The organism is Paraburkholderia sp. CHISQ3, from assembly GCF_030464945.1.
GTDB lineage: Bacteria > Pseudomonadota > Gammaproteobacteria > Burkholderiales > Burkholderiaceae > Paraburkholderia > Paraburkholderia megapolitana.
Window position 1 is genome coordinate 445,371 of sequence record NZ_JALPRG010000004.1, and the last position, 19,591, is coordinate 464,961.

Consider the following 19,591-nt stretch of genomic DNA (forward strand, 5'->3'; position numbering starts at 1 on the left):
CTGCCGGGCTATACAGCCCGTGGCTATATAGCCCGTACTTCGATGACTTTCGCCGCTTTCCCGGTGCGCTCGGCGAGCCGCGTGCGGTCCTGGACCGCTCCGGCCAGCTGTCCACAGGCAGCGTCGATGTCGTCGCCGCGCGTCTTGCGCACCGTGGTCACCACACCCGCGTCCATCAGCACTTGCGCAAACCGCTTGATCTGCTCGGACTTCGAGCGGAACAACCCGGATTCCGGGAACGGGTTGAACGGGATCAGGTTGAACTTGCACGGCACGTTGCGCGTCACGGCCAGCAGTTCGCGCGCCTGCGCCTCGCTGTCGTTCACACCGTCGAGCATGCAATATTCGAACGTAATGAAATCTCGCGGCGCTACCTTCAGATAGTGCTCGCACGCTGCCATCAACTCGCGCAGCGGATACTTTTTGTTCAGCGGCACCAGCATGTCGCGCAGTGAATCTGTCGGCGCGTGCAGGGATACCGCAAGCGCCACCGGCAGATCGGCGCCGAGCCGGTCCATCATCGGCACTACCCCAGAGGTCGACAACGTCACGCGCCGGCGCGACAACCCGTACGCGTTGTCGTCGAGCATCAGACGCATGGCGGGCACAACCGCGTCGTAATTCAGAAGCGGCTCGCCCATGCCCATCATCACCACATTGGTGACTGCCCGTTCGCCCTTGCCGTCACCGCCGGCCGCGCGGCCAATCGCGGTGCCGCGTGCGGCGCGCAGCGCGAACTCGGCCATGCGCAACTGGCCAACGATTTCGCCGGTAGTGAGATTGCGTGAAAAACCCTGCTTGCCGGTCGAGCAGAAGCGGCAATTGACCGCACAGCCCGCCTGCGACGACACGCACAGCGTGCCGCGGGTTTCTTCAGGAATGAAAACGGTTTCGACGGCATTGCCGTTGCCGACGTCGATCAGCCACTTGCGGGTGCCGTCGGCGGAGATATGGTCGCTGACGATATCGGGCATCGCGAGAGTCGCACGCCCTTTCAGCTTTTCGCGCAGGGACTTCGCGAGATCGGTCATGCCGTCGAAGTCCGCCGCATTGTATTGGTGGATCCAGCGCTGCAACTGCTTGGCGCGAAACGGCTTCTCGCCGAGGCTGTCGCAATAGGCGACGAGCCCCTCGGCGTCGAGATCGAGAAGGTTGACGGTTGTGCTCGTCATATCGAATCCTGCCATTTCAGTGCGAGACTACATTCATGCAAAGCAAGCTGCATGAACGCCTGTGCCGTTCGCGCCCGTTCCTGCTGCTTTTACCTTACTACTTTGTCCGGCGCTCAGTGCGAATAAACGTTGACTGCCGGGAAGAAGAACGCCACTTCGTCGCGTGCCGTTTCGGCTGCATCCGAGCCGTGAACCGCGTTTGCGTCGATGCTGTCGGCGAAATCAGCACGAATCGTGCCTTTTTCTGCCTTCTTCGGGTCGGTTGCGCCCATCAGCTGACGATTCTTCAGGATGGCGTCGTCGCCTTCCAGAACCTGCACCATCACCGGACCGGAGATCATGAACTCGACGAGGTCCTTGAAGAACGGGCGAGCGGCATGAACGGCGTAAAACTTCTCGGCATCGGCACGCGACAGATGCACCATGCGGGCAGCGATGACCTTCAGACCAGCGTTTTCGAAACGGCTGTAGATCTGGCCAATCACGTTCTTTGCCACTGCGTCCGGCTTGATAATCGACAAAGTGCGTTCGAGCGCCATAAAAACTCCAGAAAATTAAGAGGTTACAGATTTAAATGAATCCGCTATTGTAGCATGTTCCCATGTATGATTGCGATTGAACCCTTACAGCATTGAAAGACTCCAAGGGGGAGTTGCAGGTGCCTTGCGTTACCCGTCCGGCAGGTCTTGCAACTCCTTAAGACAGGGTTAATCTTAGGGATGTAGCTTCCAGATGTAGGGTCAGCCGGTCGGGCCCCAGAAGGCCACGTGGCTGGCACAACCACCGCACCACTGCGTTCGACGCAAGGAGAAACCATGAACACCCCTTATAACTTCGGCCGTGGCGGCACCGTCAGCACGGTCGAAACCCGCAACCGCGTACTGCGCAATACCTATTGGCTGCTCGCGCTGTCGATGGTGCCGACAGTACTGGGCGCGTGGGTGGGCGTCGCGACCGGTTTCACGCTGTTCGCCGCCACCAGCCCGGCAATGAGCATGCTGGCGTTTTTCGCCATCGCTTTCGGCTTCATGTTCGCGATCCAGCGCACCAAAGACAGCGCCGTCGGCGTGTTCGTGCTGCTCGGCTTCACGTTCTTCATGGGTCTGATGCTGTCGCGCATACTGAGCTTCGTGCTCCACTTTTCGAACGGTCCGTCGCTGATCATGCTCGCGTTCGGTGGCACCGGTGTGATCTTCGCCGCGATGGCGACGGTCGCCACGGTCAGCAAGCGTGACTTCTCGGGCCTCGGCAAGTGGCTGTTCATGGGCGTGCTCGTAATCGTGCTGGCCTCGGTCGCCAACATGTTTCTGCAATTGCCGGCGCTGATGCTGACGGTTTCGGTGCTCGCCATCGTGATCTTCTCGGCGTACATGCTGGTCGACGTGCAGCGCGTCGTGAACGGCGGCGAGACGAACTACATCACGGCAACGCTGGCGATCTACCTGGATCTGTACAACGTGTTCGTGAACCTGCTGGCGCTGCTTGGTATCTTCGGCGGCAACCGTAACTAAGCCGCAAACCGGCAAGTAACAAGCTATAAACAGAAACGCGCATGACGATTACCGTCATGCGCGTTTTTCTTTGTAGCCGTGCTTTATGACTATGTGTGCCGCCCTACAGGCTCAGCCACGAAAAACCTTCCCCCTGCGACGCGACGATCACTTCGGTAGCAGCGGTTCCCAGAACGGCAGCCATCGCGGCCTGCGCGAGCTCGGGCAGATTGTTCTGCTGGCTCAAGTGAGCAGCGATCAGATGTCGCAGCCGGGACCGGTCCAGCGACGCAAGAATTTCCGCCGCGGCATCGTTGTTCAGGTGACCATGCGCACCGCCGATGCGCGCTTTCAGCGACGCCGGATAGCGGCTCGCCGCCAGCATCGCGAGATCGTGATTGCATTCGAGCACCAGTGCATCGCAACCGCTCAGCACCTCGCTGATATGCAGCGTCGACGTGCCGACGTCGGTCAGTACGCCGAGCCGCCCCGCTCCGTCCGACAGCACGAACTGCAGCGGCTCGCGGGCATCGTGCGGCACGGTGTAGGGCAGTACGGCAAGATCGCCGATCGCCACTGTCTCATCGCCCCACAGCACACGCAGGTCGACGTCGGCATCGTCGGCACCGACTGCGCGGGCCGTGCCCCAGCTCATGTACAGCGGAATCGACCACTTGCGGGCCAGCGTCAGCGCACTGCCGATGTGGTCGCTATGTTCATGCGTGATCAGGATGGCGTCGAGCGCCTCGACGTTCGCGCCGATGCGCGCGAGCCGCCGCTCGACTTCCTTCGCCGAAAAACCGCAATCGAGCAGCACCCGCGTCGTCGTCGTCCCATCCTGCGCTTCGACGAGCAGCGCATTGCCTTCACTGCCGCTGCCGAGGCTCGCGAACCGCATGGTTCGCCTAGTTCAGTTGCGCGTGCAGCAGCGACACGATGTTCTGCGCGTCCTTTGACGTATCGAGCTGGCCATTCGCATCGAGCACGGCAATCTGGGTCAGCTGATCGCCGCGCGAACGCACGTTGACCATGAATTCCGGCCCCTGCTTCTTAGCGCTTTCGTTGCCATAGAACAGCTTGCCGAACAGTCCGTCGCGCTTCAGTTCCTGGGTCGAATCCGCGTAGCGCACGTAGTAAATGCCCTTCTGGCGATCGCGGTTGTCGACGGTGAAGTTCGTCCGGTCGAGCGCCAGACCGACACGCAGCCATGCGCTGTCGAACGGCTCCTGCAGATCGAGCGTCGAACCGCCGTTCGACGTATCGAGCTGCGCGGGTGCCACGGCGAGGCGTGCGTCGGTCAGCAGTTGCTTCGACTGTGCGTCGGTCAGCCCGAACTTCTGCATCAACTGGGCGAGAAACTCCGCCTCAAGCGCCGGATCGCGCGGCCGTTCGACCCAGCGCGACGACGTCTTGTCCTGCCCGGTCAGCATTTCTTCCAGTGCACTGTGCGTGATCGAAATGTCGGTGGCACCGTTCGGATCACGTGACACGAGCGTGCGGAAGCTGTCGCGGGTCCCCGACGAATACGCGACATCGATCACCCTGCCGATCGTGCGGCGGAACCAGTCGTCCGGAATCTTCGCGCGGTTCTCGGCCCAGTCGGTCGCCATGATGCCGGTGGCCGGCGCGTCGGTCTTCAGCGAGAAGCCATTGTCCTTCCAGAAGTCCTGCAACAGCGGCCACAGTTGATCGGGCGTGCGGCCATCCACCACCAGCCAGCGATGATCGCCGTCGCGCTCGATGTGCATGCCGAGCGGATCCTGCGTGTTCGGTACGCCCTCGGTCGAATTGCCAGCCGCCGTCACCGCGCGCTGCGGTGCACCGCCGAACGCCTTGTCGGCCGGGGGCGCGGTGTAGCGCGGATCGATACCGGTCGGCGTCAGATCGCTGGGGACTGCGAGCGGCGGCGCGCTGGCCGTCGTCTTGTAGTTGACGCGATCGGTAGCGAACCAGTCGTTCAGCGTATCGCAGCCGGCGAGCATGCCGAGAGCGAGCGCCAGCGCCGCCATGCGGGTTGCGTGGAGGGAAAGTGCGGAACGTTTCATGAGGTCCTTCGTGAAGCTGGAACGCGGTGCCTGGTTCTGAGCCGGAACGTGGCGGGATCGACGTCGGTTAAGGAAATGCCGGTGACGGTGCAGCCCGGTCGAGCAACCGGGCCAGCCCCGCTTCAGCCCATCAAGCCCGCTTCGCGCAGCGCGGCGAGCACGCCTTCGTGGTAGTGCGCATCGAGCGGTGTAAGCGGCAGGCGGATGCCGCCCTGAATGCGACCCAGTTGCTGCAACGCCCATTTCGCAGGAATCGGATTCGATTCGACGAACAGGTTCTTGTGCAGCGACCACAACTTCAGATGAATGGCGCGGGCAGTCTTTGCGTCGGCGGCAAGCGCGGCCTTGCAGAGCTCGCTCATCGCGCGCGGCGCGACGTTGGCGGTGACCGAGATATTGCCGTGGCCGCCCAGCAGCATCAACGCGATCGCCGTCGGATCGTCGCCGCTGTAGATGCCGAAATGCGCGGGCGCCGACTTGATCAGGTGCGCGGCGCGGTCGATATTGCCGGTCGCTTCCTTCACGCCGACCACGCCCGGCACGTGGGCCAGACGCAGGATCGTCTCGTTCGACATATCCGCGACCGTGCGGCCCGGTACGTTGTAGAGGATGACCGGCAGATCGACCGTTTCCGCGATTTTCGAAAAATGGCGGTAGATGCCTTCCTGGGTCGGTTTGTTGTAGTACGGCACGACCTGCAGCGTCGCATCGGCGCCGGCACGCTTCGCGTGCTCGGTCAGCTCGATCGCTTCCGCCGTGGAGTTGCCACCCGAGCCCGCGATCACCGGAATCCGGCCCGCTGTGTGCTCGACTGCGGTCTTGATCATCAGCACGTGCTCGTCGACCGACAGCGTCGCCGATTCGCCGCTCGTCCCGACGACGACCAGCCCGTTCGTGCCCTCTTCTATGTGCCAGTCGATCAGTTTGCGGAACGCCGGCAGATCGAGGCTGCCGTCTTCCTGCATCGGCGTAATGATGGCAGGGATGCTGCCGCGAATCTGGATGCCGTCGTTGCTATGTGTGCCGTTAGTCATGAAACGCCATGAATTGAATCGGTAAATCGCGATTGTAGCGGATTAGCCGGCCAGAACGTAACGCGGAGGGGGTCGTGCACCTTCCGTATCGTTGTCACCGGGTGCCTCGAAAATCGCACAGATCCGCTGGACATAAGCCTGACGCGGTTGTGCGAGAAAACCATCGGTGAATCCGACAACCCGCAGCCGCCCGCGGACGACCTCGAGCAACTCGCCCGGCGCCAGCAGAAATTCTGGCCGGGACGGTTTGCCGACGGTCTGGTTGCCGTGCGCGAAGGTTTCGTAAATCAACACGCCGCCGGGGGCGAGCGCGTCGAGCAGCGTCGTGAACAGCGGTCGATGCAGGTAGTTCGTCACGATCACGGCGGCGAACTGTGCGTCCGCGCGCAGGGGCCATGGCGCGCCTTCGAGATCGGCGGCGAGCGCTGCAATGCGCGGTTCGTCGCGCATCGTGGCCAGCGCGTCGATGTCGCGATCGATGGCCGTCACCGGATGGCCGCGCTCAGCGAACCAGCGGGCGTGCCGGCCGCGCCCCGAGGCGACGTCGAGCACCGCGCCCCCCGGCGCGATCAGATGCGCCCAGTTGCAGACCCAGCTCGACGGCTCGGCCAGACTGGCCGCGAACAAGGGCTGATCGCTCATGCTCACAGACAGCAACGCGGCGCCGCGGACGCGCTCAGTTGTACGCGAGGCCCATCGCCTCGCGCACGTCACGCATCGTCTCGACGGCGAAGCGGCGGGCCTTGTCGCAACCATCCGCGGCAATCGCGCGTAGCAACGACGGATCGTCCATGTATTTCTGCGCGCGTTCCAGCATCGGCTGCTGCTCGCGCAGGATGCCGTCGATCACCGGCTGCTTGCAGTCGAGGCAACCGATGCCCGCCGTACGACAGCCCTTCTGCACCCACTCGTGCGTCGTTTCGTCGGTGTACGCCTGGTGCAGTTGCCAGACCGGGCATTTGTCAGGATCACCCGGATCGGTACGGCGCACGCGCGCCGGGTCGGTCGGCATCGTGCGAACCTTCTTCGTGATCGTCTCGGCGTCTTCGCGCAGGCCGATCGTGTTGCCGTACGACTTCGACATCTTCTGTCCGTCGAGCCCCGGCATCCGCGATGCTTCGGTGAGCAAAGCTTGTGACTCGGGAAGAATGATCTTGCGCGCGCCTTCCAGATAGCCGAAGAGCCGCTCGCGATCGTTCAGCGACAGGCTCTGCGATTCCTGCAGCATCGCACGCCCCTGCTCGAGCGCCTCGTCGTCGCCTTCCTGCTGATACGCGTTGCGCAATTCGTGATACAGCTTCGAGCGCTTGCCGCCCAGTTTCTTCGCGGCCTCGAGCGCTTTCTCTTCGAAGCCCGGTTCGCGCCCGTACATGTAGTTGAAGCGGCGCGCGATTTCGCGTGTCATTTCGACGTGCGGCACCTGGTCTTCGCCAACCGGCACGAGCGACGCGCGATACAGCAGAATGTCGGCCGCCATCAGCACCGGGTAGCCGAGAAAGCCGTAGGTGGACAGATCCTTGTCCTTCAGCTTCTCCATCTGCTCCTTGTAGGTCGGCACGCGTTCGAGCCAGCCGAGCGGCGTGCTCATGCCGAGCAGGAGCGCCAGTTCCGCGTGCTCGGGCACCCGGCTCTGGATGAAGAGCGTCGCCTGCGCCGGATCGATCCCGGAGGCGAGCCAGTCGGTCAGCACATCCCAGACGTTCTTTTCGATGACCTCGGGTGTTTCGTAGTGCGTCGTTAGCGCGTGCCAGTCGACGACGCAGAAGAAGCACGGGTATTCGGATTGCAGCCGCACCCAGTTTTTCAGCACGCCGTGATAGTGGCCGAGGTGCAGCGATCCGGTGGGCCGCATGCCGGAGAAGATACGGTCTGGGAACATGGTCTTATGAGAAGAGCGAAACGAGAGGAGTCAGGATGGCCGTGACCGCATCGTAGCCGAGATCGACCAGCGGTCGTAGCCAGTAGCGTGTCAGTGCGCCCGTCATCACCAGCGCCATCACGATGAAGAACCCGTACGGTTCGATGCGCGACAGCGCGATGGCCGCACGCGTCGGCAGCAAGGCGACGAGCACGCGGCCACCATCGAGCGGCGGCAATGGGAACAGGTTCAGCACGCCGAGCACGAGATTCACGCCGACACCGGCGGCGGCCATCCGTGTGAAGAACGGTTCGTCGACACCCGCCACGGCAAGCACCACACCGACCACGCCCCACACAAGCGCCTGAACGAAATTGCAACCGGGCCCGGCAAGCGCGACCCACAGGCTGCCCCAGCGCGGATTGCGCAGATTGCCGAACGCGACCGGGACCGGCTTCGCATAGCCGAACATGAACGCGCCGCTCGTCGCGAAGTACAGCACCAGCGGAATCACGATCGTGCCGAGCGGATCGATGTGCCGCATCGGATTGAACGACACGCGGCCCAGCACGTAGGCGGTGTTGTCGCCGAGCATTCGCGCGACGTAACCGTGTGCCGCTTCGTGCAACGTGATCGCGAAGATCACGGGCAACGCGTAGACGGCGATAGTTTGTATCAGGGAGGAATCCATAGCTCGCTATTGTAACAACGCGATTACGCGCGTCCGTCTGCCTTCTTTTACGGTGCGTTCAGGTCGCCCCGGCGCTCCGCTCGTATCGTTTTGCTCATGCCGCTTGCCCAAGCCCGAACGGCGCGAGACTGCCGCGCCCCGCCCGCACCAGCACCGGTTCTTCGCCGGTCAGATCGATGATCGTCGATGGTTCGCGCGGACACGCACCGCCATCGATCACCAGATCGAGCTGCTTTTCGAGCCGCGCGCGGATCTCGTCGGGATCGTTGAGCGGCTCGGTCTCGCCGGGCATGATCAGCGTCGTGCCCAGCAATGGCTGACCGAGCTCCTCGAGGATCGCAAGCGTGATCGCATGATCGGGCACCCGCAGCCCGATCGTCTTGCGCGACGGATGAGACAACCGCCGCGGCACCTCTTTGGTCGCCTCGAGCACGAACACGTACGGCCCCGGCGTCACCGACTTGATCAACCGGTACTGACGGTTGTCGACCATCGCGAAATTGGCAAGCTCGGAGAGATCGCGCACCAGCAGCGACAACAACTGACGTTCGTCGAGCCCGCGGATACGCCGCAGACGTTCGACCGCCTGCTTGTCGTCGAGATGGCATGCGAGCGCGTAGCTGGAATCGGTGGGCAGCGCAACGACGCCACCATCGTTGATGATCTGTACCGCCTGCTTGATCAGGCGCGACTGCGGATTATCCGGATGAACCCGAAAAAATTGCGACATGGCGATCAGCTAAGGAAATTGGATGATGCGCCGGCTTGCATCGGCAGATGCGCGGCGCGTGCCGTTGCGGCACCGCGCGGCATCACAGCCAGCGTTCCCAGACAGGCTTGAGATCGGACGGAAGCGGCGGCAAGCTGCCCAGCTCGACGCGGCTTTCGCCGGGTGAGTGAAAATCGGAGCCGCGCGAGGCTTCGAAACCGAAGCGGCGCGCGACGTCTGCATACTCGCGATACTGATCCGGCGTGTGGCTGCCGGTCACGACTTCGATAGCCTTGCCGCCGAGATCGATGAATTCGCCGAACAGCGCATCGAACTCAAGCGGCGTGTATTCGTACCGGCCCGGATGCGCGATGACCGCTTCGCCGCCGGCGGCGTGAATCCATTTGACCGCGTCGGCCAGCTTCGCCCAGCGATGCGCGACGTAACCCGGCTTGCCGTCACCGAGGTAGCGGGTAAAAGCGTCCTGCGTCGATTGCGCGTAGCCCGCGTCCACCATGAAACGCGCGAAGTGGGTGCGCGACATCATGTCCGGATTCGACACGTACTTCAGCGCGCCTTCATACGCACCCGGCACGCCCAAGGTGGCCAGTTGCTCGCCGATCGCCTCGCCACGCGCGGCACGACCGTTACGCGTGCGGGCCAGACCGTCGACCAGCGCGCTACACGCAGAGTCGACATGCAAACCGACGATATGCACGGTCCGCGACGCCCACGTTACCGAAATCTCGACACCGCCCAGATAGCGCATGCCGAGCGCCTCGGCGGTCGCGCGCGCCTCCGGCTGGCCGCCCACTTCGTCGTGGTCCGTCAGCGCCCATAGCGTCACGCCGCACGCGTGCGCGCGCCGCGCGACGTCGGCGGGCGCGAAGTGGCCGTCGGAAACGGTGGAATGGCAATGGAGATCGGCGTTCATTCTGTTCTGTGGAGGTTCAGCCGCTATTTTACTGCAATGCAGTAAGCGAACGCGGGCCAATCTCCGGAAACCCGCATGGCCTGCGCCGCGCGGGTTTCCTTATGCGCAAAAAGTCAGCCACGTGACATCGCGCGACGATGCTACGTGCAGAACGCCTCGATCAGCGCCGCAACCTGCTCCGGCTGATCGTGATGGACCATATGGCCCGCATCGTCGATGATCTTTTCGCGCCAGTTCGGAAACGCGCGGAAGCGGGCCTTGAATTCGTCGAGTGGGATCTCGCCGGCGATCATGGCGAGTGTCGGCGACGCGGCCGCTTCGACATGCAGCACCTTCGCCTGCACCTTGGCCCACACCGCCATGACTTCGTCGAGCCGGTACAGCATCGGGCCGCGCATCTTGTGCGCCGGATCGGCCAGCAGCTCATAGCCGCCCTCGCCGTCCGGCCGCGACCAGTGCTCGGCGAGAAACCGGGCGCGGTGCGCGCTCAGGCGCTCGTTGGTCTTGATGAGCCGTGCCGCGACCGCGTCCAGCGACGCGTAATGCTTCAGGCTCGGCGGTTCGCGCATTTCGTCGAGCCAGCTGCGCAGGCGCCGCGGCGCTTGCGCAGCAAACGAAGGCGCCAGCCCGAAGCCTTCGAGGTCGACCACACGCCGCACCCGCTCCGGTCTGATCCCCGCATACAGGCAAACGACGTTCGCGCCCATGCTGTGGCCGACCAGATTAACCTCGCCGGTGGGTGCGTAGTGGTCGAGCAGTGCATCGAGATCGGACAGGTACTCCTGGAACCAGTAGTGCCCGGCGCCGCGCGCTGCGACCGGCCAGTCGGATAGCCCGAAACCGCGCGCATCCGGGGCGATCACCTGCCAGTCGCCGCCAAGCGCGTCGACCACGAACTGGAACGACGCCGCGACATCCATCCAGCCGTGCAGCATGAACAGTGCGGGCGCCTCCGGATTCCCCCAGCGACGCACATGCAGCCGCACACCGTGGACGGAAACGAAATCGGACTGGGAGGTATTCATGAGCGACCCGCAAAAAAGAATGGTCGTTCGATTATATCGGCGTCTGCGTCCGGCGGCTGTCGGAGCGTGGAAGGAATGTTCAGTCCGCAGCCGGACTATCGAGACCGGCAAGCGTTGCCAGTTCGGCTTCGTCGAAGCCGGCATCGCGGCGCGCGGCGAAATTGAACGGGCCACGCAGCTTCGGTGCCTTGTACTGCTCGGCGAGCAGCGTGTAGGTCGTATGGGGATCGAGAGCGCGCGCGTCGCACAGATGGCGGAACCAGCGGTTGCCGATCAGCACGTGGCCGATCTCGTCGCGCAGGATGACGTCGAGAATCGCCGCCGATGCATCGTCGCCCGCCTGCTTCAAACGCGCGCGGATCGGCGGCGACGCATCGAGTCCGCGTGCTTCGAGTGTCCGCGGCACGAGCGCCATGCGCGCGAGCACGTCGTCGCGCGTCCGGTCGCACATGTCCCACAGACCGTCGTGTGCGGGAAAATCGCCGTATGCATGGCCGAATTCGGCGAGCCGCGCGACGAGCAGCGAAAAGTGATGCGCTTCCTCTGCCGCGACTGTCAGCCAGTCGACGTAGAACGCCGTGGGCATGCCGGTAAAGCGCCATACGGCGTCGAGTGCCAGGTTGATCGCGTTGAACTCGATATGCGCGAGCGCATGCAGCAGCACGGCGCGCCCTTCTGGCGACTGCATGCTGCGCCTGCCGAGCTGGCGCGGCTCGACCAGCTCGGGCCGTGCGGGACGTCCCGGCAGGTCCTGCGGCTCGACGAACGTTGCAGCGGAGCGGCACACCGCGGCCCCGCTACGAACCTCGGCCTGCAACAGGCGTGTTGTCTCTGCCTTGCGTGCTGGATCGCGCTCGCACAACGCGGCCAGCGCGGCGGTACGTGCGCAAACCGGTTCGGACGGGGCGGAAAAAGCGGGCGAAGCGGCGGCAACCATGCTGGATGAGCGGATAAGTGGATCAGTTGAAGAAATGGCAGAAAAGTCGCGAAGCGGGCCGCGTGGCGAGGCGGCAAATGCACCCACCGCCCCACGTCACCCAGCCTCCATACACAACCGTTTACAATACGCGATTCGACCATGATGCAGCGCCCCGGCGCGCTGCGAACGTACGCGGCGCCGATTCGGCGTGACGCACGACACTGGAGACACCGTGGCAATCTACAAGCTCGGCACAGCAGCCCCGACCATTCACGAAAGCGTGTTCGTCGCGGATACGGCGACGATTATCGGCAAGGTATCGGTGGAAGAAAACGCCAGTATCTGGTTCGGCGCGGCGATTCGCGGCGATAACGAACCGATTTCGGTCGGAGTCGGCAGCAACATCCAGGAAGGCGCCGTGCTGCACACCGACCCCGGCTACCCGCTGACAATCGAAGCCAACGTGACGATCGGCCATCAGGCGATGCTGCACGGCTGCACGATCAAGGAAGGCGCTCTGGTCGGAATTCAGGCGGTGGTCTTGAATGGAGCGGTAATCGGCCGCAACTGTCTGGTCGGAGCCGGCGCAGTCGTGACCGAAGGCAAGGTGTTTCCGGACAATTCGCTGATTCTGGGCGCGCCTGCCAAGGTCGTGCGCGAACTGACGGAAGCGGACATCGCCGGCATGCGGCGCAACGCGGCGAACTATGTGGAACGCCGCGAATATTTCAAGGCGCAGTTGGTGCGCATCGGCTGATCGATAGCCGGTCGCGCGACGCGCAGGCCCGGCAACACGCCGCGCCATAAACCTAAGGAAAAGTTGTGAAGGATCAGTTGCAAAAGTTCATCTTCAGCGCGGCGCCCGTGCGCGGCGAAATCGTTTCGCTGCGCAATACCTGGCAGGAAGTGCTGACACGCCGCGACTACCCGGCGCCCGTGCGAACCATCCTCGGCGAAATGATGGCCGCCTGCGCGCTGCTGTCCGCGAACCTGAAGTTCAACGGTACGCTGATCATGCAGATTTTCGGCGATGGGCCGGTGAAGATGCTGGTCGTCCAGTGCGGCTCGGATCTGTCGATGCGTGCCACAGCCAAGTTCTCCGGCGACGTCGCGGCCACCATCGGTGACGACACTACCCTGGTCGAACTCCTTAACGCCGGTGGCCACGGCCGCTGCGTGATCACGCTCGATCCGCACGACAAGATGCCAGGTCAACAGCCGTATCAGGGCATCGTGCCGTTGTCGGGCCTGGATGGACCGCTGAAGTCGATGGCCGAGGTGCTCGAGCATTACATGCATCATTCGGAGCAGCTCGACACGCGTCTGTGGCTCGCCGCCAATACCGAGCGCGCAGTCGGCATGCTGCTGCAGAAGCTGCCCGGCGACGGCGGCATCGTGCCGCATCCGGGCGAGCTGGACACCGACACGTGGGAACGCGTGTGCACGCTCGGCGGTACGCTGTCGCGTGAAGAACTGCTGAAGGAAGAGCCCGAGACAGTGTTTCGGCGTCTGTTCTGGCAAGAAAACGTGCAGCACTTCGAGCCGGCTACCGCGCGCTTCGAATGCAGCTGCTCGCGTGAACGGGTCGGTGCGATGCTGAAGATGCTCGGTCGCGAGGAAGTCGACAGCGTGCTCGAAGAGCGCGGTCACGTCGAGATCCACTGCGAGTTCTGCAATCAGCGCTACGAGTTCGACCCGGTCGACGTCGCGCAACTTTTTCTTGCTAACGGGCTCTCAGAAGGGTTGACGCCGGCGGCCGGGCAACGGCATTAACGTCCGTCCTCTCCGGCTTGTGTGAGTAGTCTGCGTCGTTGTATCGTGGGCTGCTCAATTGCTGTTGCGCGTAGTTGCGTTGATTCACGGGTACACGCCGCACCGCACAGGCGTCGACCGATGGAGATCGAAATGAAAACCCCTTTCCCCCTGTTCCATCGCGGCCGTACCGCGATCGCACTTTCAGTGGTTGCCGGTAGCATCGCGCTGGCCGGCTGCGCGCTGGAGCCGCCCGGCCCGGCGCCGATCTACAGCCGGTTGCCCGCCAGCCAGTCGGGCGTACCCGACGGCACACGTCCGCTGACCGAACAGGAACGCCAGCGCTACGATGCGATCGACCATCAGGTGATGGCCGAGCAAAACCAGGCGATCGCGGCCGAAGCCGCCGCTCAGGCATGGGCACAGTATTACAGCCCGCCGGTTGCGATCTCCGGTGGCTACTACGGCGGATGGGGCCGTGGCTGGGGCGGCGGAATCGGCTACGGCTATGCGCCTGGCTGGGGATGGGGCTGGTAACCACGGCAGTCAGGACCACCGATAAAAAAGGCGCGATAGATATCGCGCCTTTTTCACAGATCTCGTCAACACTTCCGCAATTCGCCGGATAGCAGCACAACCGGCATCAACGCTGGGCCACCGCCCCCTTCTCCTTCTCGCCCTTCTTACCCGCATGCTTGCGGTCCGGCTTCGCGCGCGATTCCGGGTTCGGCACCACGCGTACCGGTGCCGCCGACATCACCCCGCGCGTCGACGTATTCGCGGCCGCCGTGCTCGCACCGGCATTCGCCGCCGCGCTCGGCGACACGAACTGCACGAACACTTCGCTGTCCTTCACCATACCCATCTCGTAGCGCGCCCGCTCCTCGACGGCTGCGGTACCGCTCTGCAGATCCTGCACTTCACCTTCAATCCGCTCGTTGCGCAGCTTCGCATCCGCGTTCTTCTTCTGCTGTCCGTCGAGCTGCTGCTGCAGTTCGTGCACGCGCAGCCAGCCGCCGTGTCCCCACCAGAGCGGGAACTGGATCAGCGCCAGCAAGACGATCAGAACGACAGTGACGAGCCGCATGAAAAAGAGAGCGCAGATAATACGCGCCGCCCTGCGCTATACGCAGGGCGGCGGGCTGAAACTGAAACGAAGGATGGCGGCTGCAATGCTTAGCGCAGATTGTAGAACGCCGACTTGCCGGGATAGCTCGCGATATCGCCGAGATCTTCCTCGATGCGCAGCAACTGGTTGTACTTCGAGATGCGGTCGCTGCGCGACAGCGAGCCGGTCTTGATCTGCCCGGCGTTCAGGCCGACCGCGATATCGGCGATCGTCGAATCTTCGGTTTCGCCGGAGCGGTGCGAGATCACGGCCGTGTAGCCGGCGCGCTTCGCCATTTCGATCGCCGCGAACGTCTCGGTCAGCGTGCCGATCTGGTTGATCTTGATCAGGATCGAGTTCGCGATGCCCTTGTCGATGCCTTCCTTCAGGATACGCGTGTTCGTCACGAACAGATCGTCGCCGACCAGCTGGATCTTCTTGCCGAGCTTGTCGGTAAGCAGCTTCCAGCCAGCCCAGTCGCCTTCGTGCATGCCGTCTTCGATCGATACGATCGGGAACTTGTCGGCCAGCGTGGCGAGGTAGTCGGTGAATTCCGCCGACGACAGTTGCAGCCCTTCGCCAGCCAGCTGGTACTTGCCGTCGTGGTAGAACTCGCTCGCGGCGCAGTCGAGTGCGAGCAGCACGTCTTCACCGGCGCGATAACCGGCTTTCTCGATGGCTTGCAGGATGGTGGACAGGCATTCGTCATTGCTGCCGAAGTTCGGCGCGAAACCGCCTTCGTCGCCGACAGCCGTGCTCATGCCGCGGTCCGCGAGAATCTTCTTCAGCGCGTGGAACACTTCGGCGCCGCAGCGCAGTGCTTCGCGGAAGCTCGGCTGGCTGACCGGCACGATCATGAATTCCTGGATGTCCAGGCTGTTGTTGGCGTGCGCGCCACCGTTGACGATGTTCATCATCGGCACCGGCAGTTGCATCGCTCCCGAACCGCCAAAGTAGCGGTACAGCGGCAGGCCGGCTTCTTCAGCGGCTGCCTTCGCAACGGCCATCGATACCGCCAGCATCGCGTTCGCACCGAGGCGCGCCTTGTTGTCAGTGCCGTCGAGTTCGAGCAGCGTCTTGTCGAGGAACGCCTGCTCGGAGGCGTCGAGCCCCATGATCGCTTCGGAGATTTCGGTGTTGATATGCTCGACCGCTTTCAGCACACCCTTGCCGCCGTAGCGACCGGTTTCGCCGTCGCGCAGTTCGATCGCTTCGCGCGAGCCGGTCGAAGCGCCCGACGGAACCGCTGCGCGGCCCATCGTGCCCGACTCGAGCAGCACGTCGCATTCGACGGTGGGATTGCCTCGCGAATCGAGAATCTCGCGGCCGATGATATCTACGATAGCACTCATGGTTTCCTCAAGAAATGACGGTGGATGCTTTACGGTGACGAATCAGTTGAAATCGTTCTCGAGGAACGGCGCCCGCTTCACGGCCTGATCGAGCGTGAGCAGCGTTTCGAGCAGGTCGGCCATACGATGCAGCGGCACCGCATTCGGCCCATCGGATTTCGCCTGCGCCGGATTCGGATGCGTTTCCATAAAAATCCCGGCGATACCGGTGGCCACGGCCGCACGCGCGAGCACCGGTACGAATTCGCGCTGACCGCCCGAGCTCGTGCCCTGCCCGCCCGGCAACTGAACCGAGTGCGTCGCGTCGAACACGACCGGTGCGCCGGTTTCGCGCATGATCGCCAGCGACCGCATGTCCGACACGAGGTTGTTATAACCGAACGACACGCCGCGTTCGCAAGCCATGAAGCGATCTTCCGACAGACCGGCTTCGCGTGCGGCTTCGCGCGCCTTGTCGATCACATTCTTCATGTCGTGCGGTGCGAGAAACTGCCCCTTCTTGATATTGACCGGCTTGCCCGAGCGCGCGCATGCGTGGATGAAATCGGTTTGCCGGCACAGGAACGCCGGCGTCTGCAGCACGTCGACGACCGCCGCGACCGCTTCGATTTCATGCTCGCTGTGCACGTCGGTCAGCACCGGCAGATCGAGCTGGCGTTTCACCTCGGAGAGGATACGCAATCCCTCGTCCATACCCAGACCGCGGAACGACTTGCCGCTGCTGCGATTGGCCTTGTCGTACGACGATTTGTAGATGAACGGCACGCCGAGCTTCGCGCAGATTTCCTTGAGCTTGCCGGCCGTGTCGATCGTCATCTGCTCGGATTCGACGACACAGGTGCCCGCGATCAGGAAGAACGGCTTGTCGAGACCGGCTTCGAATCCGCACAGTTTCATGCTTTCTCTCCGACTTCGTTCGCCGTGAGCGACTGCTGGTGCGCAAGCGCCGCTTCGACGAACGACTTGAAGAGCGGATGGCCATCGCGCGGCGTGGACGTGAATTCCGGGTGGAACTGGACGCCGACGAACCACGGATGCATGTCGCGCGGCAGTTCCATCATTTCCGGCAGATCCTCGCTCGGTGTACGGGCGCTGATGATAAGGCCGCCTGCTTCGAGCTGGGGCACGAAACGGTTATTGACTTCATAACGGTGACGATGGCGCTCGTTCACATCCTTGCCGTAGATCTCTTCGGCCATCGTGCCGGGCTTGATCGGGCAACGCTGCGAACCAAGCCGCATCGTGCCGCCGAGATCCGATTCTTCCGTGCGCTTCTCGACCTTGCCTTCGCGGTCGTACCACTCGGTGATCAACGCGACGACGCGGTTCGGCGTGGCCGGATCGAATTCGGTGCTGTTCGCATCGGCGAGGTTGACCACGTCGCGCGCGAACTCGATCACCGCGAGCTGCATGCCGAGGCAGATACCGAGGTACGGCACCTTCGCTTCGCGCGCATAGCGGATCGCCTTGATCTTGCCTTCAGTACCGCGCCGGCCGAAGCCGCCCGGCACGAGCACGGCGTCGAGATGCTTGAGGCCGTCGATGCCATTCTCGTCGATCTCTTCCGAGTCGATGTACTGGATATTGACCTTCGTCGACGTGTGGATCGACGCATGGCGCAGCGCTTCGATCAGCGACTTGTACGACTCGGTCAGATCGACGTACTTGCCGACCATGCCGATCGTCACTTCGTGTTGCGGGTGTTCGAGCTTGTTGACGAGCGAGGCCCACAGCGACAGGTCGGCCGGCTTCGGCGTGATCTTGAGTTCGTCGCAGACGATCGTGTCGAGGCCCTGATCATGCAGCATCTGCGGAATCTTGTAGATGCTGTCGACGTCCCACACGGAAATCACCGCCTCTTCATGCACGTTCGAGAACAGCGAGATCTTCGCGCGTTCGTCGTCGGGAATCGGGCGGTCGGCGCGGCACAGCAGCACGTTCGGATAGATACCGATTTCGCGCAGCTTCTGCACGCTGTGCTGCGTAGGCTTGGTCTTCAGTTCGCCGGCGGTGGCAATGAACGGCACCAGCGTCAGGTGCACGAAGCACGCGCTGTTGCGGCCCATGCGCAGGCTCATCTGACGCGCCGCTTCGAGGAACGGCAGCGATTCGATATCGCCCACCGTGCCGCCGACTTCCACGATCGCGACATCCGGCTCGCCGCATGTTGCGGAAGCGGCGCCGCGCTCGATGAACGCCTGAATTTCGTTCGTGATGTGCGGAATAACCTGCACGGTCTTGCCCAGATAATCGCCGCGGCGTTCCTTGCGGATCACCGATTCGTAGATCTGGCCCGTGGTGAAGTTATTGGCCTTGCGCATCTTCGTACTGATGAAGCGCTCGTAGTGGCCAAGGTCGAGATCGGTCTCCGCGCCGTCTTCCGTCACGAACACTTCGCCGTGCTGAAACGGGCTCATCGTGCCGGGGTCGACATTGATGTACGGATCGAGCTTGAGGAGGGTGACTTTGAGACCGCGCGATTCGAGGATCGCGGCGAGGGAAGCGGCGGCAATACCCTTGCCGAGGGAAGAAACTACGCCGCCGGTGACGAAAACATATTTGGTCATCGCTGGATGCTCGCGGGAAAAACGGATTATACCGTAAAGCAGGGGTCCAACCCAGCAATCTGCGGCGCATCGGGGGAGATCGGTGCGCCGCAGATTCGTTACGCCCGTCGATCGAGTTCGTGCAGCATCCGCTGAAGAGCACGCGCCGTTTCAAGCGGCTTTTCCATCGGATATAGATGGCTGCCTTCGATCCATTCGAGATGGCCGCCGGTTGCCCGGCGTGTCGCGTCGAGCCCCGCCTGGCGAATCTCCTTCGAATGCGTCCCGGCGATAAACCCAACCGGCACCGGCGCGCCCCGCGCAAGCCGCGAACCGAGCGTATGCGGCAGCGTCCTGTAAATCAGATACTCGGTGCGCCGGTCGAAGGCCAGGGAGCGCGAACCGTCGGGCGAAGTCTGCGGAATGCCGAAGTCGATATAGTCGGACAGCACGCGTTCGTCCCAGCGGGCAAATGCGGGCTTCGAGTGGAAGTGCCGCCATGCCTCGTCGCGGCTCGCCCAATGGGTGCGGCGCGCACGCGTCGCGGCGGCCGGCGACAGACGGTCGTCGAGCCCGGTCCACTGCGACACTTTCAGGATACTGCTGCGCCAACCTGCGACGACCGGCGAATCGAGCATCACGACGCCCTTCACCCACTGCGGTTTCCTGAGCGCCGCCATCAGCGACAGATAGCCGCCCAGCGAATGCCCGACCAGCCAGACCGGCCGTTCGTACGACCGGTCGATGTCGTCCAGCAGTTGCTCGACCAGATGCGGCCAGTCGCGCGTCACCGGGAAGCGCGCGTCGTGGCCGATCCGCTCGATGAAGCGCAAGTCATAGTCGTCCGCGAGTTCGGCGAAGATGGTTCGATAGGTCGACGCCGGAAAGCCGTTCGCGTGCGAGAAATGGATGATGTCTTTCAACTGCGGGGGTCTCCGTGATGAATCCCGATCCCG

General features: G+C 63.2%; 21 protein-coding genes. 4 read left to right on the top strand and 17 right to left on the bottom strand.

Going from position 1 to position 19,591, the window contains the following annotated elements:
* Positions 1 to 23: 23 nt before the first annotated feature.
* Positions 24 to 1,172, bottom strand: coding sequence for a 23S rRNA (adenine(2503)-C(2))-methyltransferase RlmN (gene rlmN / locus M0D65_RS11900; RefSeq protein ID WP_266252828.1), 1,149 nt, complete (start codon positions 1,170 to 1,172; stop codon positions 24 to 26).
* A gap of 113 nt (positions 1,173 to 1,285) precedes the next feature.
* Positions 1,286 to 1,711: a nucleoside-diphosphate kinase gene (ndk, locus tag M0D65_RS11905; protein WP_091014139.1), complete on the bottom strand. Its 426-nt coding sequence runs from the start codon at positions 1,709 to 1,711 to the stop codon at positions 1,286 to 1,288.
* Positions 1,712 to 1,987: 276 nt separating this feature from the next.
* On the opposite strand from ndk, the gene M0D65_RS11910 reads away from it, so the two are divergent.
* A complete protein-coding gene (locus M0D65_RS11910; RefSeq protein ID WP_091014142.1) occupies positions 1,988 to 2,683 on the top strand; it encodes a Bax inhibitor-1/YccA family protein in 696 nt (231 codons plus the stop codon).
* 103 nt (positions 2,684 to 2,786) lie between these two features.
* On the opposite strand, the gene M0D65_RS11915 is transcribed toward M0D65_RS11910, so the two are convergent.
* The 10 genes from M0D65_RS11915 to M0D65_RS11960 all read right to left on the bottom strand — a co-directional run bounded on the left by M0D65_RS11915 (position 2,787) and on the right by M0D65_RS11960 (position 11,895).
* Positions 2,787 to 3,560: an MBL fold metallo-hydrolase gene (locus M0D65_RS11915; RefSeq protein ID WP_266252829.1), complete on the bottom strand. Its 774-nt coding sequence runs from the start codon at positions 3,558 to 3,560 to the stop codon at positions 2,787 to 2,789.
* A gap of 7 nt (positions 3,561 to 3,567) precedes the next feature.
* Entirely contained in the window at positions 3,568 to 4,707 is a 1,140-nt protein-coding gene (bamC, locus tag M0D65_RS11920; RefSeq protein ID WP_091014148.1) for an outer membrane protein assembly factor BamC, read from the bottom strand.
* A 122-nt stretch (positions 4,708 to 4,829) separates the two neighbouring features.
* Positions 4,830 to 5,741: a 4-hydroxy-tetrahydrodipicolinate synthase gene (gene dapA / locus M0D65_RS11925; RefSeq protein WP_266252830.1), complete on the bottom strand. Its 912-nt coding sequence runs from the start codon at positions 5,739 to 5,741 to the stop codon at positions 4,830 to 4,832.
* A gap of 42 nt (positions 5,742 to 5,783) precedes the next feature.
* A complete protein-coding gene (locus M0D65_RS11930; protein WP_266252831.1) occupies positions 5,784 to 6,383 on the bottom strand; it encodes a bifunctional 2-polyprenyl-6-hydroxyphenol methylase/3-demethylubiquinol 3-O-methyltransferase UbiG in 600 nt (199 codons plus the stop codon).
* Positions 6,384 to 6,417: 34 nt separating this feature from the next.
* On the bottom strand, positions 6,418 to 7,620 hold the full coding sequence (locus M0D65_RS11935) for a tryptophan--tRNA ligase (RefSeq protein WP_091014160.1): 1,203 nt from the start codon (positions 7,618 to 7,620) through the stop codon (positions 6,418 to 6,420).
* A 4-nt stretch (positions 7,621 to 7,624) separates the two neighbouring features.
* A complete protein-coding gene (locus tag M0D65_RS11940; RefSeq protein WP_091014162.1) occupies positions 7,625 to 8,290 on the bottom strand; it encodes a site-2 protease family protein in 666 nt (221 codons plus the stop codon).
* A gap of 94 nt (positions 8,291 to 8,384) precedes the next feature.
* Positions 8,385 to 9,020 (bottom strand): L-threonylcarbamoyladenylate synthase, encoded by a 636-nt coding sequence (locus tag M0D65_RS11945; protein WP_096716798.1) that lies wholly within the window; start codon positions 9,018 to 9,020, stop codon positions 8,385 to 8,387.
* Between the two features lie 82 nt (positions 9,021 to 9,102).
* Positions 9,103 to 9,933 (bottom strand): 3',5'-nucleoside bisphosphate phosphatase, encoded by an 831-nt coding sequence (locus tag M0D65_RS11950; RefSeq protein WP_266252834.1) that lies wholly within the window; start codon positions 9,931 to 9,933, stop codon positions 9,103 to 9,105.
* A gap of 140 nt (positions 9,934 to 10,073) precedes the next feature.
* A complete protein-coding gene (locus tag M0D65_RS11955; protein ID WP_091014172.1) occupies positions 10,074 to 10,958 on the bottom strand; it encodes an alpha/beta fold hydrolase in 885 nt (294 codons plus the stop codon).
* Between the two features lie 79 nt (positions 10,959 to 11,037).
* Positions 11,038 to 11,895 (bottom strand): ferritin-like domain-containing protein, encoded by an 858-nt coding sequence (locus M0D65_RS11960; protein WP_266252835.1) that lies wholly within the window; start codon positions 11,893 to 11,895, stop codon positions 11,038 to 11,040.
* 214 nt (positions 11,896 to 12,109) lie between these two features.
* Between M0D65_RS11960 and M0D65_RS11965 the strand changes: the two genes are divergently transcribed.
* From M0D65_RS11965 to M0D65_RS11975, 3 genes are all read left to right on the top strand, one after another.
* Positions 12,110 to 12,634, top strand: a complete 525-nt coding sequence (locus M0D65_RS11965; RefSeq protein ID WP_266252836.1) for a gamma carbonic anhydrase family protein — start codon at positions 12,110 to 12,112, stop codon at positions 12,632 to 12,634.
* Between the two features lie 65 nt (positions 12,635 to 12,699).
* Positions 12,700 to 13,650, top strand: a complete 951-nt coding sequence (gene hslO, locus M0D65_RS11970) for an Hsp33 family molecular chaperone HslO (protein ID WP_266252837.1) — start codon at positions 12,700 to 12,702, stop codon at positions 13,648 to 13,650.
* Positions 13,651 to 13,782: 132 nt separating this feature from the next.
* Positions 13,783 to 14,166 carry a hypothetical protein gene (locus M0D65_RS11975; protein ID WP_266252838.1) on the top strand — a complete coding sequence of 128 codons (384 nt, stop codon included), beginning with the start codon at positions 13,783 to 13,785 and terminating at the stop codon, positions 14,164 to 14,166.
* A gap of 106 nt (positions 14,167 to 14,272) precedes the next feature.
* Here M0D65_RS11975 and ftsB read toward each other — a convergent pair whose 3' ends face one another.
* From ftsB to M0D65_RS12000, 5 genes are all read right to left on the bottom strand, one after another.
* Entirely contained in the window at positions 14,273 to 14,716 is a 444-nt protein-coding gene (gene ftsB / locus M0D65_RS11980) for a cell division protein FtsB (RefSeq protein WP_266252839.1), read from the bottom strand.
* 89 nt (positions 14,717 to 14,805) lie between these two features.
* On the bottom strand, positions 14,806 to 16,089 hold the full coding sequence (gene eno / locus M0D65_RS11985) for a phosphopyruvate hydratase (protein ID WP_091014191.1): 1,284 nt from the start codon (positions 16,087 to 16,089) through the stop codon (positions 14,806 to 14,808).
* A gap of 42 nt (positions 16,090 to 16,131) precedes the next feature.
* On the bottom strand, positions 16,132 to 16,986 hold the full coding sequence (kdsA, locus tag M0D65_RS11990) for a 3-deoxy-8-phosphooctulonate synthase (RefSeq protein WP_091014194.1): 855 nt from the start codon (positions 16,984 to 16,986) through the stop codon (positions 16,132 to 16,134).
* Entirely contained in the window at positions 16,983 to 18,656 is a 1,674-nt protein-coding gene (locus tag M0D65_RS11995) for a CTP synthase (RefSeq protein WP_091014198.1), read from the bottom strand. Before M0D65_RS11995 ends, kdsA begins: the two co-directional genes overlap by 4 nt.
* Before the next feature lie 98 nt (positions 18,657 to 18,754).
* Complete coding sequence (locus tag M0D65_RS12000; RefSeq protein WP_266252840.1) at positions 18,755 to 19,558, bottom strand: alpha/beta fold hydrolase; 804 nt, start codon at positions 19,556 to 19,558, stop codon at positions 18,755 to 18,757.
* Positions 19,559 to 19,591 lie beyond the last annotated feature (33 nt).